The sequence below is a fragment of the Baekduia sp. genome (assembly GCF_035685985.1).
GTDB lineage: Bacteria > Actinomycetota > Thermoleophilia > Solirubrobacterales > Solirubrobacteraceae > Baekduia.
The window spans coordinates 100,361-115,618 of record NZ_DASRZV010000029.1 but is presented as its reverse complement, the minus strand read 5'-3'; the positions used below and the strand labels follow the sequence as shown (position 1 = coordinate 115,618).

General features: G+C 72.0%; 13 protein-coding genes. 2 read left to right on the top strand and 11 right to left on the bottom strand.

Features of this window, described 5'->3' with window-relative positions:
- Positions 1-83: 83 nt before the first annotated feature.
- The gene (locus VFG42_RS19790) at positions 84-3,077 is read right to left on the bottom strand and encodes a BTAD domain-containing putative transcriptional regulator (RefSeq protein WP_324910515.1); all 2,994 of its coding nucleotides are present in this window, start codon (positions 3,075-3,077) and stop codon (positions 84-86) included.
- 268 nt (positions 3,078-3,345) lie between these two features.
- Here VFG42_RS19790 and VFG42_RS19785 point away from each other — a divergent pair, with 268 nt between their 5' ends.
- Entirely contained in the window at positions 3,346-3,855 is a 510-nt protein-coding gene (locus tag VFG42_RS19785) for a flavin reductase family protein (RefSeq protein WP_324910514.1), read from the top strand.
- Between the two features lie 312 nt (positions 3,856-4,167).
- Here the strand turns inward: VFG42_RS19785 and VFG42_RS19780 are convergent, their stop codons facing one another.
- Genes VFG42_RS19780 through VFG42_RS19770 form a run of 3 tightly spaced genes read right to left on the bottom strand, consistent with a single transcriptional unit; the run spans position 4,168 to position 7,520 of the window.
- Complete coding sequence (locus VFG42_RS19780) at positions 4,168-4,584, bottom strand: nuclear transport factor 2 family protein (protein WP_324910513.1); 417 nt, start codon at positions 4,582-4,584, stop codon at positions 4,168-4,170.
- A gap of 21 nt (positions 4,585-4,605) precedes the next feature.
- Positions 4,606-5,469 (bottom strand): dihydropteroate synthase, encoded by an 864-nt coding sequence (gene folP / locus VFG42_RS19775; RefSeq protein WP_324910512.1) that lies wholly within the window; start codon positions 5,467-5,469, stop codon positions 4,606-4,608.
- Positions 5,466-7,520, bottom strand: a complete 2,055-nt coding sequence (locus VFG42_RS19770) for an aminodeoxychorismate synthase component I (protein WP_324910511.1) — start codon at positions 7,518-7,520, stop codon at positions 5,466-5,468. Before VFG42_RS19770 ends, folP begins: the two co-directional genes overlap by 4 nt.
- Positions 7,521-7,604: 84 nt before the next feature.
- On the opposite strand from VFG42_RS19770, the gene VFG42_RS19765 reads away from it, so the two are divergent.
- A complete protein-coding gene (locus tag VFG42_RS19765; protein ID WP_324910510.1) occupies positions 7,605-8,372 on the top strand; it encodes an SDR family NAD(P)-dependent oxidoreductase in 768 nt (255 codons plus the stop codon).
- Here VFG42_RS19765 and VFG42_RS19760 read toward each other — a convergent pair.
- From VFG42_RS19760 to VFG42_RS19730, 7 genes are all read right to left on the bottom strand, one after another.
- Positions 8,357-8,791 carry a nitroreductase family deazaflavin-dependent oxidoreductase gene (locus tag VFG42_RS19760; RefSeq protein ID WP_324910509.1) on the bottom strand — a complete coding sequence of 145 codons (435 nt, stop codon included), beginning with the start codon at positions 8,789-8,791 and terminating at the stop codon, positions 8,357-8,359. The genes VFG42_RS19765 and VFG42_RS19760 overlap by 16 nt on opposite strands.
- Positions 8,752-9,063: a hypothetical protein gene (locus tag VFG42_RS19755; RefSeq protein ID WP_324910508.1), complete on the bottom strand. Its 312-nt coding sequence runs from the start codon at positions 9,061-9,063 to the stop codon at positions 8,752-8,754. Before VFG42_RS19755 ends, VFG42_RS19760 begins: the two co-directional genes overlap by 40 nt.
- Entirely contained in the window at positions 9,060-9,425 is a 366-nt protein-coding gene (locus VFG42_RS19750) for a hypothetical protein (protein ID WP_324910507.1), read from the bottom strand. Before VFG42_RS19750 ends, VFG42_RS19755 begins: the two co-directional genes overlap by 4 nt.
- Before the next feature lie 81 nt (positions 9,426-9,506).
- Complete coding sequence (locus tag VFG42_RS19745) at positions 9,507-10,766, bottom strand: ABC transporter substrate-binding protein (protein WP_324910506.1); 1,260 nt, start codon at positions 10,764-10,766, stop codon at positions 9,507-9,509.
- A 66-nt stretch (positions 10,767-10,832) separates the two neighbouring features.
- Positions 10,833-11,558, bottom strand: a complete 726-nt coding sequence (locus VFG42_RS19740) for an ABC transporter ATP-binding protein (RefSeq protein ID WP_324910505.1) — start codon at positions 11,556-11,558, stop codon at positions 10,833-10,835.
- A complete protein-coding gene (locus VFG42_RS19735) occupies positions 11,555-14,296 on the bottom strand; it encodes a branched-chain amino acid ABC transporter permease/ATP-binding protein (protein WP_324910504.1) in 2,742 nt (913 codons plus the stop codon). The genes VFG42_RS19740 and VFG42_RS19735 overlap by 4 nt, the downstream gene beginning before the upstream one ends.
- Positions 14,297-14,486: 190 nt before the next feature.
- Positions 14,487-15,221, bottom strand: coding sequence for an SDR family NAD(P)-dependent oxidoreductase (locus tag VFG42_RS19730; protein WP_324910503.1), 735 nt, complete (start codon positions 15,219-15,221; stop codon positions 14,487-14,489).
- Positions 15,222-15,258: the final 37 nt, after the last annotated feature.

Here is a 15,258-nt window from a genome sequence, read left to right as displayed (position 1 = left end):
CCGTGACAGCGCCCGAAAACGCGAGAAGAGGTGGCTTGCAAAGCTGGTTCCGGCTCCCACCCACCGGGCCGCCGGCCGTACGCCTAGCGCCGCAACTGGTCGAGCAGCTGCGTCGTGCTCGGCGCGGGCGTGACGCCGAACTCGCCGAGTGCCTCCTGGCAGGCCTGGAAGACGGCCAGCAGGGCGTCGTCGTCCCCGGTCGACCCGGCGATCCGCATCAGCTGGCGCCATCCGCGCTCGCGCAGCGGCTCTTCGCGCAGCGCGCGCTCGCAGAGCAGGCGCGCCTCGTCGAAGCGGCCGGACCGGAAGAGGAGATCTGCGGCATCGAAGCGCGCATCGGCCGCTGCCTGTGAGAGGTCGCGGCGGCGGTCTTCGGCCCAGAGCGAGCGCAGCTGGGAGAGGTACTCCCCACGGTCTACGAGCGCCAGGGCCTCCTGCGTCGCGGCCAGGCGGGCCTTACCGCGCAAGCGGACGGCTTCGGCGAGCTTGGCCTCGAGCGCTGTCGACTCGACCGTCACGACGGCGCGGTCCGCGATCCGGACGTGGCCCTTGTCGGTCAGCACCGCGTCGTCGGGAAGCACCCGGCGCAGCCGGCGCAGCGCCTGCCGGAGGTACGCCTTGGCCGACTCGTCCTCCCGCCCCTCGAAGAGCGCCTCCAACAGCTCGGCGCGCGATGCGGACATCGACGTGCGCGTCGCCAGGAACGCCAGCAGCTCGAGGCTCTTGGTCATCCCCGGGTCGACGTCCTCCCCATCGACGCACAGGGTCATCTCACCGAACTCACGCAGGAAGATCCGCGGCGCGACGGAGATCGCCAGGTCGCGCCGCTGCGCCGACAGCGCGCGACCGAGGTCGTGCCAGACGGAGTCCACGAGCGGCTCGGCGTCGATGCGTCGCGAGAGCACGGCCGGGAAGTCCGCGAGCGCCTGCAGCAGCAGGTGGCTCGTGCCCTGCCGATCGGCCGCCCGGAGGGCAACGTCGGCGGCCTCGTCGGCGAGCCCCTCCTCCCCGGCCCGCCACTCGGCCTCGGCCAGGTACACGCCCGCAGCGGGGAGCTCATGGATGATGTCCGAGGTGCGCAGGACGTCGACCGCCTGCCGGAGGCGGGCTCGCGCCTCGTCGTCCTGGTCATCCAGCAGCGCGGCCAGCCCGAGCCAGATGTTGACCTGGGCGAGCATCAGGCCCGCCCCGATGCTCTCGACCTCGGTCCGGATCGGTTCGAGCAGCCGCCGCGCGTTGGCCGGGTCGCGGTTGAGTCGCAGCAGGAGCTTCGCCTGGACGAGGGTCATCCCCACGGCGTAGGTCGAGGCGCGCTCCTCGACCGCCCGACGGCGGCCGGCGTCCGCGCTCTCGAGCGCCTCGGGCTCGCGGCCGGCATCGGCCAGCAGCTCCGGGACGACGTAGCGATGGCTGAACCCGGACGCACCGATCTCCGTCGCATGGGCGTGCAGCGTCAGGGCCTCCTCGGTGCGCCCCAACGCGCGCAGTCCCGCGACCCGCCACGGGCCGGCAACCGCGCGCGCCCACGCCGACGACGTCTCCTCGACGAGCTCCGAGTACCGGCCCGCGAAGTACGTGGCGGTCAGGACCGCGGCATCGAACGTCCCGCCGACGAGCGGGACGCCGGCGACCGCCTCGCCTCGGATCACGTCGGAGGCGTAACGCACGGCGTCCAGCTCCGGGCCGGGCTGCATCCGCTCGATGACGAGATCGGCCTCACGGAGGTGGCCGGTCACGATGTAGCACCAGGCCAGCAGGCCGGCGGCGCGCACCGACGCTGAGATCAGCTCGTCGCGGCGACCCTCGCGCGCGAGGTCGTCGGCGAAGGCAATCGCCTCGCCGTAGCGCTCCCGGGCCCAGCAGACCATCAGCTCCGCGCTGGCGAACGTCGGCGACCGCGCGACCACCGTGCTGCCCAGGGCCGAGAGCCAGCGGTCGGCGATCTCGAGATCCTGGCGCTCGACGACCGCGACGATCACGCGCTCGGCAGCGATCGTCGCCTGCTCGAGATCGCCCGCGCGCAGCAGCTCCTCGGTCGCCTCCTCATCGTGCCCTGCCGCGAGCAACTGCGCGCCGTTGCGCCGGCGGAGCCCGGCCAGCTCCGCGGGAGGACGGCGTTGGAGGTGGTCGAGCAGGTACTCACGGAACCGCGGGTGACACCGCATCACCTGGCGCCGACGATCCCATGTGACCGGAACCCGCGCCGTCCGCAGCGACGCCAGCCGCGCGGCAGCGTCGGTGACGCCAAGCGCCGACGCGCGCTCGACGTCGACCTCGGGCAGGAGCGAGGTCACGACCAGGAAGTCGCGGTCCGCCGGAGCGAGAACGGCGACGATGTGCGATGAGAAGTAGCCGTAGAGCGGGTCGCTCTCGCCCCCGGCGCCCGAGATGTGCCCGTCCGAGCGCCATGCCTCGAACAGGACGCCCGTCACCCACCCTCCGACGGCGCGGACCGCCTCCTCGATGTCGACCTCGGTCACGCCGCGGTGCTCGAGCGCCGACGAGGCCTCGTCGGTGGTGAACGCGAGGTCGTCGTCGTCGAGCCATGCGGTCTGGTCGGGCGAAGGCAACGCGGCGAGGACGGCCAGCGAGTCCCGGCGCGTGATGACGATGACCCGGACCGACGCCGCCGCATGGCGGACGAACGATCCGATCACCGCCCACGCGGCCGACGAGTCATCCAGCCGCTCAGCGTTGTCGAGCACGAGCACGAGCGGCTCGTCTCCGATCGCGTCCGCGAGCAGGCCGGCCGCTTCGCCGTGCGACAGCCCGGCCGCCAGCGCGCCCGTCGCGACACCGGCCACCGCGGGCCGCCCTCGGACGACCGCGGCTTCGAGGTAGGTGACAAGACGGCCCGGCGCGCCGTCGGTGTCGTCGAGCGTCAGCCAGGCGAAAGGCAGGTCCCGCCGGCGCGCCGCCTGCTGGACCGCGGTCGTCTTGCCCGAGCCCGCGGTCGCGGCGACGACCAGGACGCGGAAGCGATCGAGCAGCTGCTGCAGGCGGCGGTCCAGACGTGGCCGGGCGATCACCTCCGCCGAGATCGGTGGCGGCTCCAGCTTCGACCCGATGACGTCCATGGCGTCCAGCGCCCCCAACGATAGTGCGACGCCGTGCGGCGAGAGGGTCCCGACCTCGAGGCGCGGTCGAGAGGAGGACGACCGCGCCCCGAGCTGCCGTACGGCGTGCCGGAACCTCCACCGTCGTCCCGTGACGGTGCGGATTCGACAGGAGTGCCGGAGGTGCTGGCATTCGACCACGGACCGGCGACGTCCGCGGTGACATCCGTCCGCCGAGGGCAGAACCCAGGTCACTGCCCGGCGACCAAGGAGCGGCGACGTTGCGGCGATGCAGGATCTCCAGGGCCGCCGACCGCTCGCCGCCGACGAGTTCCGCGACCTCATCGGGCACTTCGCGACCGGGGTCACCGTCATCACGACCGAGCACGACGGGCGGCGCTTCGGGACCACCGCCAGCGCGGTCACGTCGCTCTCCCTGGAGCCACCGATGCTCGTCGTCTGCATGCACCAGCAGTCCGAGACCGGCCGGGCCATCGGACGGTCGAGACGCTTCGCGGTCAACATCCTGGCCGAGGCCCACGCCGGCATCGCCGTGCGCTTCGCCGGCAAGGGCCCCGACAGGTTCGACGACGTCGCGGTCACGGCCGGCGCGTACGGACAGCCGCTCCTGGACGACGCGCTGGCCACCTTCGAATGCCGCGTGGATCGGACCACGATCGGCGGAACCCATACGGTCTTCCTCGCGCACGCGGTCACGGGAGCCGCCCGCCCCGGTGCGCCCCTGGCCTACTTCCGCGGGCAATTCGGGCGGCTGCTCGCGGACCTGCCAGGGACGTGAGTCACACATCCGCCCTTGCACCAGGACGATCACCGGCTCAATTCACGCCGCTCCGATCCGGGTCAAGGACCGGCGCTCATGTCCCGATCGGCGAACGTGAACGGTCTCAGCGCTGCCGAGCAGGCCCGGATGGCCGCCCAGATCACCCAAGCCTTCGGACGTCTGGACGCCACCGCCCCTCAGCGACTGCGGTCACGACGCGATGGCGCCATACCTCTGCGCAACGACAGATGGGCGGCAGGGGCGAGGTGGACGTGCGCCGGGCGACCACCGGCGAACGCATCGACTGCGGCCGACAGCGTGCCCGCTCGGTCAGGCGTGCGCCGCGTGATCCTCGATCACCGGCCGGAGATCGCCCACATTGCGCTGCCGGACGATGCGGCCCTGCAGGTCGACCTCGTGGATCGTGACGCCGTTGTGCGGGATCACGTTGCCCGAGCGGAGCATCACGTAGGTGACGGTGACCTCGCAGATCACCGTCGTCCGGTCCTCGGGGCCCGGCACCTCGTAGGAGCGCTTGATGACGTGCTCGACCGAGCGGCCGAGGGCGACCATCGTGCGGACGCGGTCCGCGATCGCGTCGCGGCCGCTCAACTCGGGATGGTCGCCGAAGCGAACCACGGCGTCCTCGGCGAAGAGAAGGTAGGACTGCTCGGCGTCACCACCGTCGATCAGGGCGTAGTAGCGCTTGACGGTGTCCAGGGCGGCGGACGTGGCACTCGGCGTCATGGGTGTCTCCTCAACATGGGATCAGCGTGCCCGCACACCCTCGACAGAGGCGCCCGGCCCGGCAGTGACCCAGGTCCGGGCGGCGGTCTCCACCTCCCGGGCCACGGCAAGCGCCGCGACGTGCTCGGGTACGTCGTGCGCGCGCAGCATCGTCGCGCCGCGATGAAAGGCGGCGACCGCGGCCGCCACGCCGGCGGCGACAGAGCCGACCGTGCCGTCGCGCCCCTCCGCCCAGGCCAGCGAGCGCTTGCGGGAGACGCCGAGCAGCAGCGGTCGCCCGATTCCGGCGATGACCTCCAGCCGGCCGAGCAGCCGGAAGTTCTGCTGTGGGGTCTTGCCGAACCCGATCCCGGGATCCAGCCAGATCCGCTCCTCGCGGATCCCCGCCGCCGCCGCGGCGAGCATGCGGCGCTCGAGGTAGGCGGCGACCTCGTCGACGACGTCGTCGTATCGCGGCGCCCGCTGCATCGTCCGTGGGTCACCCTGCATGTGCACCAGGCACACGTCGACGTCGGCCCCTGCGACGACTGCCGCCATCGCGGGGTCGCCCTCCATCGCGGTCACGTCGTTGACCATCGTCGCGCCGAGCGCGATCGCGGTCCGCGCGACCTCCGCGTGCCGCGTGTCGATCGAGACCGGGAGGTCGCCGATGCGCTCCAGCAGCGGCACGACCCGTCGCAGCTCGTCATCGACGCCGACCGGTTCGGCACCAGGTCGGGTGGACTCGCCGCCCACGTCGACGACGGCGGCGCCCTGCGCGACCATCGCTCGTGCCCGTCGCTCGGCGCGCGCGCCGTCCCCGAACAGCCCGTCACCGGAGAAGCTGTCGGGCGTCACGTTGACGATGCCCATGACCGCAGGCCGCGTCGTGCTCGGCTCGATCACCGCAGCCCTCCTCCTGCACGAGCGCGGGCCGCACCGGTGTCATGCCGCAGCGCCGTCCGCATCGCATCAGCGAGGGCCCGCGCCCGTTGCGTCGGCGCATGACCGATCCCGGCGGCGACGGCGCCACGGACGCTCGACGTCACCACCAGCGCATCCGCACCCCTCACCTGCTCGAACCACAGCGGCTCGGTGACGAGCGTGACGCCCTCGACCGCGCCGAGGTCGAGCAACCGGCGTCGCACGAGCCCGTCGAGGATCCGGCCGTCGGCCGGTGGCGTCACGAGGCGGCGTCCGATCAACGCCCACAGGTTGGCGCTGGACGCCTCGAGCGCGGCGCCGTCGAGGTCGCAGATGAGCGCCGCGTCACCGCCGCGCTCGTAGTCCTCCCACGGCGTCCGATCGACGAGCTTGTGCGCACCGAGGCCGCCGGCAAGGACGACCGGGCGCAGCCGGAGGTCACGCGCGGGCGGCGCGGGATGGGTCTCGACCTCCAAGCGACCGTCCGCGCCGAGCGCCAGCCGCAGGCGGCTCGCCCCCGAGCGCGAGAGCACCGCCGCGGCCTCGGCTTGCGCCCGCGTCGTCGAGGGCAGCTCACGGTCGAGTGCCGCTCGCGCGCTCGCGGCCATGCGTTCGAGATGGCGCCCGAGGTCGACCGCGCGCCGGTCGCGGACGAGGACGGTCTCCAGAACGCCCTGGGCAAGGTCCGGTCGACGTCCGAGCCCCGGCAGCTCGGCCGGCGCCCGACGACGGCGCGGACCGCGGCGATCGGCGATCGTCGTGTGCAGGGCCGCGGCGATCGGCGCGGCCTTGTCGAGCGCCTCGGCCAGCTCGCGCGCGGGGTCCGAGTCCGCGACGATCCCCCCTCCGCATCCGAGCCAGGCTCGGCCGTCGCGCACCTCGAGCGTCCGGATCGCCACGTTGAGCTCGAGCCCGGCCGCCGGGCTCACAAAGCCGATCGCGCCCGTGTAGACCTCGCGGCCCGTCCCTTCCAACGCCGCGATCACCTTCAAGGCCTGGATCTTCGGCGCGCCGGTGACCGATCCTGGCGGGAACGTCGCCCGCAACAGCGCGCTGTCGGTGACCTCGTCGCGGAGCCGCGCCCGGACACGGCTGACGAGATGCCACACCCCGGGGTGAGCTTCGACGGCAGGGGCGCGGTCGGCGTGCACGGTCCCGACCGCCGCGACACGCCCGAGGTCGTTGCGCATCAGGTCGACGATCATCACGTGCTCCGCGGCGTCCTTGACCGAGGTCGCGAGCGCGGCCCGGCTGACGGCAGCGGCCTCGTCGTCGTCCGTTCGTGCGCTCGTCCCCTTGATCGGCGCCGTCTCCACCTCGCGACCGCGCCGACGCAGGAACAGCTCAGGCGAGAAGCTGAGCAACGCCGTACGATCCAGCCCCATGAACGCACCGTAGGTTGGCTGCAGCTCGCCGGCGGCGTCCGCGAAGGCGTCGGCCATGCTGCCGGTCGCGCGACCGTCGAGACGCAGGCAGAGGTTGGCCTGGAACAGCTCGCCCGCCGCGATCCGGTTCACGCAGTCGGCCACGGCGGCGCGGTGGCCCGCGCCGCCCGCCCCGTGCACCCGCAGCGGACCGACCCGCCACGCCCGCCGGGACACGGGAGCGGCGAGCCGCGCCCGGAGCTCGTCGAGTCGCCGCGCCGTCGCATCCTCGTGCAGGGCCTCGAACCACCACCGGCCTTCCGGGTCGAGGCGGAGGACGTGGTCGTAGAAGGCCAGATCGGCGGCCGGGAGCGCCGCGGGCCGCGCGGGCGGCGGCGGCAACCGCTCGATCGAGGCGGCGAGGCCGAAGCCCCAGTACCCGAACCAGCCGCCCCCGACGAACCCCGACGGAGCCTCGAGCCCGTCCATGTCGATGGCGTCGAGCGCGGTGGGCCCTAGGACCTCCCGGACCGGCTCGGAGCCGATGATCGCGCCGCCGCCGGCCCAGCTACCGACCAGCGCGAACGGGCGCCGGTCGCAAGCCAGGAGACGCAGCACGTCGCCAGGCGGCCGCGCGGACTCGAGCGCGATGCGGATCGCCGCGGTCACGGCGTCAACGTACGACCCCACGGCAGGACCGGCGGGGACTTTGGTCACATGCGCCGACTCGCAGCGGCCATAGCGTCCGGCGTCATGTCAGGACGTCTGGAGGGCAAGACCGCGATCATCACCGGCACCGGCGGCGGCCAAGGCCGCGAGGCCGCGCTGCTCTTCGCCGCCGAGGGGGCCCGCATCATCGGCTGCGACCTCAAGGCCGACGGCGCCGAGGAGACGGTCGCCATGGTGCGCGAGCGCGGCGGGACGATGCACTCGACCCACCCGCTGGACCTCGGCGACCGCGACGCCGTCCGGGCGTGGGTGGAAGAGACGGTCCGCGACCACGGGCCGCTCGACATCTTGTACAACAACGCGTCTGCGCCGCGCTTCGGCTCGATCGGCGACCTCAGCGCCGAGGATTGGAGCACCTCGCTGCGCAACGAGCTCGACGTCGTCTTCCACGTCACCCAGGCGGTGTGGCCACACCTCGTCGCCCGCGGCGGCGGGTCGATCGTGAACATCGCGTCCATGCAGGGCATCAACGCGATCACCTCCGCGCCCGGTGGGTTCGTGCACGCCGCGGCCAAGCACGGGGTGATCGGCATGACCCGCGAGCTGGCGCTCGAGGGTGGGCCTCACGGGATCCGCGTCAACGCGATCAGCCCGGGGCTCATCATCAGCCCCGCCACCGAGGCCATGACCGAGGCCGAAGGGCTGGTCGAGGCGTTCCTTGCGCACCAGATCGTCAAGCGCGCCGGCCTGCCCCAGGACATCGCCAAGGCGGCGCTGTTCCTGGTCTCCGACGACGCCGCCTTCATCACGGGCGAGAACCTCGTCGTCGACGGCGGCTACACGGTCGTCTGAAACAGCGGCCGGAGGAGCACGACCGGGAAACGGCGATCGGTCTGCGCCTCGTACTGGGCCAGGGACGGCATCGTCTGCTTCTGGCGCTCCCAGATCGGCGCCCAGTCGGACTCGTCCGCCACCCGCGCGACCACCTCGACGGATTCGCCGTCCACTTCGATGCGCGCCACCGGGTGCGCGAGCAGGTTGTGGAGCCAGGCGGGATGGGTCGGCGCGCCGGCGTTGGACGCGAACACCGCGTAGTCGCCGTCGACGCGCTGGTACGTGAGCGGGTGCTCGCGCGGATCGCCCGTCCGCGCACCGCGCGTGTGGAGGATCAGCAGCGGCGCGCCGGAGAAGCGACCACCGGCCCGGCCGCCGTTCTCGCGCAGCTCGGCGATCAGCGTCGCGTTCCAGACCTGGTTGATGGCGACGTCCACATCGGCCCGCGCGATGCGGTCGCGACCGTCCAGGCGCGGCGGCGGCCGCCACGCCGTCCAGGCGCGGCGGCGGCCGCCACGTGCGCCAACGACGTCATGCCGACGCCCGGCTCGCCGTGAAGCGCGATCGCAGCCCGCGGCGCGCCGTCGGCGGTCAGCAGCTCCAGCTCGGTGTCCCGGCCAACCAGGAAGCGCCGGTGCACCACCGGCGCGCCGGGCCGGAAGCCCTCGTCGACCCGGCGCAGCCGCGCGGCAACGCGCTTGCCGGTCATACCGCGCGGACCTCGATGTCGAGCCGCCGCAGCCAGCGGCGCCGGACCGCCGATCGCGGGATGACGAGCACGTCGTAGGTCTCGCGGCGCATCGCCGACACGACAGCGCTGCGCAACGAGACGTCGTCGAGCGACCAACGGACCGACACGTCGTCAGGAAGCTCGTCGATGGCCGCCCGCAGGGACGTGGTGAGGTGGTGCCACAAGTCTTCCGCGGCCAGCACCCCTTCGGGGACGAGCGTCATGAACAGTGGCTGCTCGCGGCCGGCGGCGACGGTCAGCCGGGCGCCGTAGCGGCGCGCCAGCTCAGCGGCCTCGTACACCGCCCCGGCGGAGTCGTTCGCCGTCGTGAAGGCGGTCAAGACGTTCAGCATCTCGGAGTCCTCGGGAGAGGCGACGGCGGGTGGCCGGACGCGCACAACGCGCCCGGCCACCACCGACCGCTATTGCAGCGTCACGCCCTCGGTCGAGGCGACGGTCTGCTTGTCCACTTGCAGCTGGCCGTCCTTGACCTGCCCCACGTACAAGGGGCCGTTGTCCTTGAGCGCCGGGTACTTGGCATCACCGGCTGCGCCGGGCTTGAACGTCAGGAGGCCGGGCACCTCGGCCACGGTGTCCGGGGACTCCAGCGCCTGCGTCAAGGACTTGGCGTTGATCTCGCCCTTGATCGACTTGCCGATCTCCGCGATCGCGTAGACGGTCGCCCAGGTGACCACCACGTTCTCGTAGCGCTCGCTGGCGCCCGCGTCCTTGTTGCCGGCAGCAGCAGCCGCGTCCATCTGCGCGTTGAAGCGCTTGATGCCGTCGAACTGATCGCCGGCACCGGAGGGCGGCATGCTCGACACCAGGAAGAGGTTGTCGGGAGCCAGCTTGGACGCCGCCTGGAGCTGCTCGGTGTTGAACGTCCCGGCATCGCCCGCCCACTTCGGCTTGTACCCCTGCTGCTGCGCGGCCTGGAGGATGCCGGCGATCTGCGGCGCGGCGACCAGCAGCGCAACCGCATCGGCACCCGATGACCGCGCCTGCTGGACCGGCGCCGCGAAACTCGTGGACGTCGGCGACACGGGGATCGTCTTGACGACCTTCAGCCCGATCTTCTCGGCCTCGGCGATGGCGTTCTTCTGCACCACGTCGAAGCCCGGGATCTGGATCGTCAGGAAGGCGATGCTCTTGGCGCCGGCCTTCGCGGCCGCGTGCGGGACGCCGAACAGCTCGGCCGCACCGCCGCCGGAGATGGGGTGGCTGATCGGCACCTCGATGTCCGGCGCCGTGATCGACATGTACATGGCCGGGATCCCGGCCTTCTGCAGAGCCGGGTAGATCGCCGGCGTGTAGACGTCCTGACCGGTTACGGCCGTGACCTGTTCCTTGACCGCCTGGCGGCCGCACTTGGCGGCGGAGTTCGGCTCGATGCGGTTGTTGCACTGGACGATCTCGATCGGCTGGCCGTTGACGCCGCCGGCGTTGTTGATGTTGTCGGCCGCGACCTGCGCGGTCGCCCACACGCCGGGGAAGCTGCCGAGCGGCGAGCCGACGCCCGAGTCGACGAGGATCTTGATCGGGGTGCCTGTGGGCTTCTGGGCGGCGGTCGTCTTCGTTGACGACGACGCGGTGGTCGCCGCCGCGGCCTTGTCGCCGCTGCTGTTGCTGCTGCTGCCGCCGCAAGCGGAGATGGCCAGCGCGGCGGTCGCCGCGACGGACACAGCGACGATCGAGCGAGCCCGATGGGGCGCGCGTACGGACATTGAGGTGCTCCTCCTGTTGTTGGGTTACTGCGAGACCGGATCCGCCGCCCCTGCGGCATCCTGCTGCTCGACGATGTAGGAGCTCTCCAGCTCCGTCACGCGCGCCGACACGTCGGCGGCGTCACCGCTGAGCACGACCCTCCCGCGTCTCATGACGTAGGCCCGGTCGGCGACCCGGAGGACCTGCGTGACGTGCTGCTCGACGAGCAGCACGCCGATGCCGTCCTCGTCGGCTGCCTGGCGCACCGCCTGCAGCAGCCGCTTGACGATGAGCGGGGCCAGGCCGAGCGACAGCTCGTCGGCCAGCAACACGCGCGGGCGCCGCGCGAGCGCGCGCGCGAGCGTGACGATCTGCTGCTCGCCGCCCGAGAGCAGCCCGCACCGGCGGTTCATCAACCGCTCCAGCTCCGGGAACAGCGCCAGCACGCGCGCGATGTCGCAACGGCCGAGCCGGAGGTTCTCCGCCACGGTGAGCCCCATGAGGACCGAGCGCTCCTCGGTCACGAACGCCAGGCCGCGCTTGGCACGCCGGTGCAGTGGCGCGGTGGTCGCCTGGCCGAGGATCTCGACCGTGCCGCCGATCTGCGGCAGGTCACCGGCCAGCGTGAGCATCGTGGTGCTCTTGCCCGCCCCGTTGGGCCCGAGCAGCGCGATCACCTCGCCCTCGCGGATCTCGAGGTCGAACCCATGCACGACGGGATGCCCGTCGTAGCCCGCGGCCAGGTCCTTGGCGGCCAGCAGCGCGGTCATCGAGCGCTCCCCGCCGGCTCGCCGTTGCCGGTCGACGCGTGCGCGTCCGAGCTCGACCCCGCTTCGTCGTCGGCCTCGCCGAGGTAGGCGGCGATCACCTTCGGGTCGCGCCGCACCTCGCCAGGCGTGCCCTGGGCGATCTGGCGCCCGAACTCGATCACCGTGATGTCGTCGCAGACGCTCATCACGAACTGCATGTCGTGCTCGACGAGCAGGATCGCGATCCCCCACGAGCTGGCGAGACGCCGGACGAGGTGCGAGATCTCGCGCGCCTCTTGCTCATCGAGCCCAGCGGCAGGCTCGTCCAACAGCAGGACCGGGGGTCGCGCGGCCACGGCCCGCGCGATCGCCACCAGGCGCCGCCGCCCGTAGGACAGCTCCGAGGGCAGCCGATCGAGGTCGTCCTCCAGGCCGAACTCACGGACCGCGGCAGCCGCAGCGGCCGTCAGCGGCTGGCGACCAGGGACGATGAGATCGGTGCCGTAGGCGACCGCCGACCGGTCCTCACAGGCGGCGAGCAGGTTCTCGCGTACGGTGGCGCCTTCGAACAGCTCCAGGGATTGGAACGAGCGGCTGACGCCCGCGCGGGCGCGACGATAGGTGGGCCAGCGGGTCACGTCCTGCCCGGCGAGCACGATCCGGCCGCCGGCGGGGCGCACGAAGCCGGTGATCGCGTCGATCACCGTCGTCTTGCCTGCTCCGTTGGGGCCGATCAACCCGGTGATGCGCCCGGGCCGCAGCGTGAACGTCACGCCGTCGACCGCCACGACGCCGCCGTAGCGGACCTCGAGGCCCTCGATGCCGAGCTCGGCCTCGCGCACCCTCTCGACCGCAGCCTCCGTGAGCGCGCCGACTTCCGCGTCGCGTTGCGGCCGGCCGCGGCGTCGCTCGAGCCGCCCGAGGACCCGCGACGCGTCGCTGGCCAGCCCGTTCGGGTTCTGCAACAACATGCCGAGGAGGCCGATGCCGCCGATCAGCGCCAGGTAGTTCTCGACGTCGGTGCCGAGCTGGTCGAGCAGCCACGTGCCGACGCCCCCGGTCGCGAGCGGCGCGCTGAACAGCGCGCCGATCACCCAGCCGACCCCACCGATCACCGCGTAGCTGGCAGCCAAGACCGAGTTGAAGGGGTCGAAGCTCCCGTACTGGATCGTCTCGAACTGGAACCCGAGCAGGATGCCGCCGATGGCGGCGATCGCGGCCGAGAGCCCGAAGGCATACAGCTTGACGCCGTAGACGTTGACGCCGAGCGCGGCGGCGGCCCGCTCGTTGGAGCGCACCGCGATCATGCGCCGGCCGACGCGACCGCGGCGGACGTTGGCCACGACGAGCGCGCAGGCGACGAACAGGATCAGCGACAGCGCGGCATAGCGCGCCGGGTGCGAGACCGAGTCGACCTCCAGGCCAAGGATCTTCGGCGGCTTGACGGGCGTGCCCGAGGAACCGCCGACGTACTTCTCGTTGTTGAAGACCACCTCGCTGACAGCAGAGCCGAGGCCGAACGTGACGATCGCCAGCGTCATGCCGCGTGTCCGGAGCGCGGGCAGCGCGAACAGCACGCCGACCGGGACGGTCGCGACGGTCGCGACGACCGCGGCCGGGAGGAACCCGAACCCGGCGCTCTCGACCAGCCGCCCGGCGATCAGCGCGCCGATGCCGCCGAAGCTCATCTGCGCGAGCGACAGCTGCCCGGTGTATCCGGTGAGGACGACGACCGACAGCAGGACGATGGCGAACATCAGCGACGCGGCCAGCGCGGCGTTGAACTCGTCGCCGAACGCGACGAGGATCAGCAAGATCGCCACCGTGGCGGCGGGGAGCACGACGCGCGGCCGGACCTTGCCGCTTCCGAGGTCGGCGAACCGCTCGACGACGTGCCCGCGAATCGGCAGTCCCTGGCCACGGATCATGAGCACCACGACGATCGCCAGGAACGGGAACGCGTTGGCCGCCCCCTGGATGCCGGTGACGTAGTTGCTGATCTCGGCCTGGCCGACGCCGATGAACATCGCGCCGGCGAGCGCGAGCGGAAACGACGTGAAGCCGCCGATCAGCGCCGCCGCCAGCGTGGCGACGAGCAACAACGCCATGTTGCTGATCTGCACGCCCGCGACCGGGGCGATGAGCATGCCCGCGGCGGCGCCGAGCGCGGCACCGATCGCCCAGGCCCCCATCGCGATGAGGTCGGGCGACCATCCCAGCGCGGCGGTGGCCCGACGGTTCTCGGCAACCCCACGGATCGCGAGCCCGGCGAGGGAGAACCTCGTGGCGAGCCAGAGCACCGACGTCAGCCCGCAGGCGACGCCGACGAGGATGGCCTGGCTGACCTGGATCGTGACGCCACCGATCGTGAACGTCGACGCCGACAGGTACTGGTCGACCAACACGGTGTTGTCGGCCCAGTGCAGGGTGGCCAAGGCCTGGAGGACCAGGAGCACCGCGAGCGTCGCGACGACCTGCGTCAGCTGCGACGCGCCGCGCAGCGGCCGGACCGCGACGTGGTACATGACCACGCCGAACAGCGCCGCCACCACCACCAGGAACGCGAACGCCGGCCAGACCGACCAGCCGTGCTCCTGGGTCAACGATGCGAACTCGAAGCCGGCGATGACGGCGAACGCGCCCTGCGCGAAGTTCACGATCCCCGATGCGCGATGGATCATCACCACGCCCTGCGCGAGGAGCGCGTATACCGCCCCGGTCGCGATCCCGATGACCACGAACTGGAAGAACGTCGTCATGCGAGCTCACGGACCTTCGGGCGCGCGTCGCCCATGGGGGTGGAACGGACCTTTGACACTCTCCTCCGATCGTGTCCGTCGTTGACCAGACCGCCGCGACCTTCTCGCCGACGAGACGGTCACTCAGTGACCTAGGTCCCGAAGCGGGCGCGCCGGAGTCGGACAGCAACCCCGGCGCGCCGGACCGGAGTCAGGCGGTGAAGGACCAGCCGCCGTCGACCTGCAGGACCTGGCCGCTGATGAAGCCAGAGGCCTCATCGGTCAGGAACAAGATGCCGTTGGCGATGTCCTCGGGTTCCCCGCGCCGCTTCACGGCCTGCTGCGCGATCGCCACGTCGAAGAACTCGTCGTTGGCCTGGCGCGCGGTCGGGTCGCCCCCGAACATGTCGAGCACATGCTGGGTGGCGATCAGCCCGGGCATGATCGTGTTGACCGTGATGCCATGCTCGCCGACCTCGGTGGCGACGACGCGGCTGAACGCGACGACGCCGCCCTTCGAGGTGACGTAGGCCACCATGCCGGGCTGGCCGTTGTTGAAGGTCGACGACGACGTGTTGACGATGCGTCCGTAGCCGCGCTCACGCATGTGCGGCAGGACCTTCTGCGTGCACAAGAACGTGCTGTCGAGGTTGATGCCGATGACCCTGCGCCAGCCCTCGACGGTCTCCTGCTCGACGGGTCCCGGCGGGTAGATCGAGGCGAGGTTGACGAGGATGTCGACCTTGCCGTGACGCTCGACGGCGTAGGAGACGAGGCGCTCCGCGTCCACCTCTTGCGACAGGTCGCCGGCGATCCCGTCGACCCCGAGCTCGGCCTTCACGGCCTCCAACTTGGCCTCGTCGACGTCCGCGATCACGACCGTCGCGCCCAGCCGGGCATAGGCCTTGGCGGTGGCGTAGCCGATTCCGGCGGCACCGCCGGTCACGATCGCGACCCGATCTCCGAAACGCTGTGCTGCTGGC

Coding starts and splice junctions, on each gene's coding strand:
- VFG42_RS19790 (WP_324910515.1), bottom strand. CDS start 3,077: ATGGACGTCATCGGGTCGAAGCTGGAGCCGCCACCGATCTCGGCGGAG.
- VFG42_RS19755 (WP_324910508.1), bottom strand. CDS start 9,063: ATGACCGGCAAGCGCGTTGCCGCGCGGCTGCGCCGGGTCGACGAGGGC.
- VFG42_RS19785 (WP_324910514.1), top strand. CDS start 3,346: ATGCAGGATCTCCAGGGCCGCCGACCGCTCGCCGCCGACGAGTTCCGC.
- VFG42_RS19735 (WP_324910504.1), bottom strand. CDS start 14,296: ATGACGACGTTCTTCCAGTTCGTGGTCATCGGGATCGCGACCGGGGCG.
- VFG42_RS19780 (WP_324910513.1), bottom strand. CDS start 4,584: ATGACGCCGAGTGCCACGTCCGCCGCCCTGGACACCGTCAAGCGCTAC.
- VFG42_RS19740 (WP_324910505.1), bottom strand. CDS start 11,558: ATGACCGCGCTGCTGGCCGCCAAGGACCTGGCCGCGGGCTACGACGGG.
- VFG42_RS19765 (WP_324910510.1), top strand. CDS start 7,605: ATGTCAGGACGTCTGGAGGGCAAGACCGCGATCATCACCGGCACCGGC.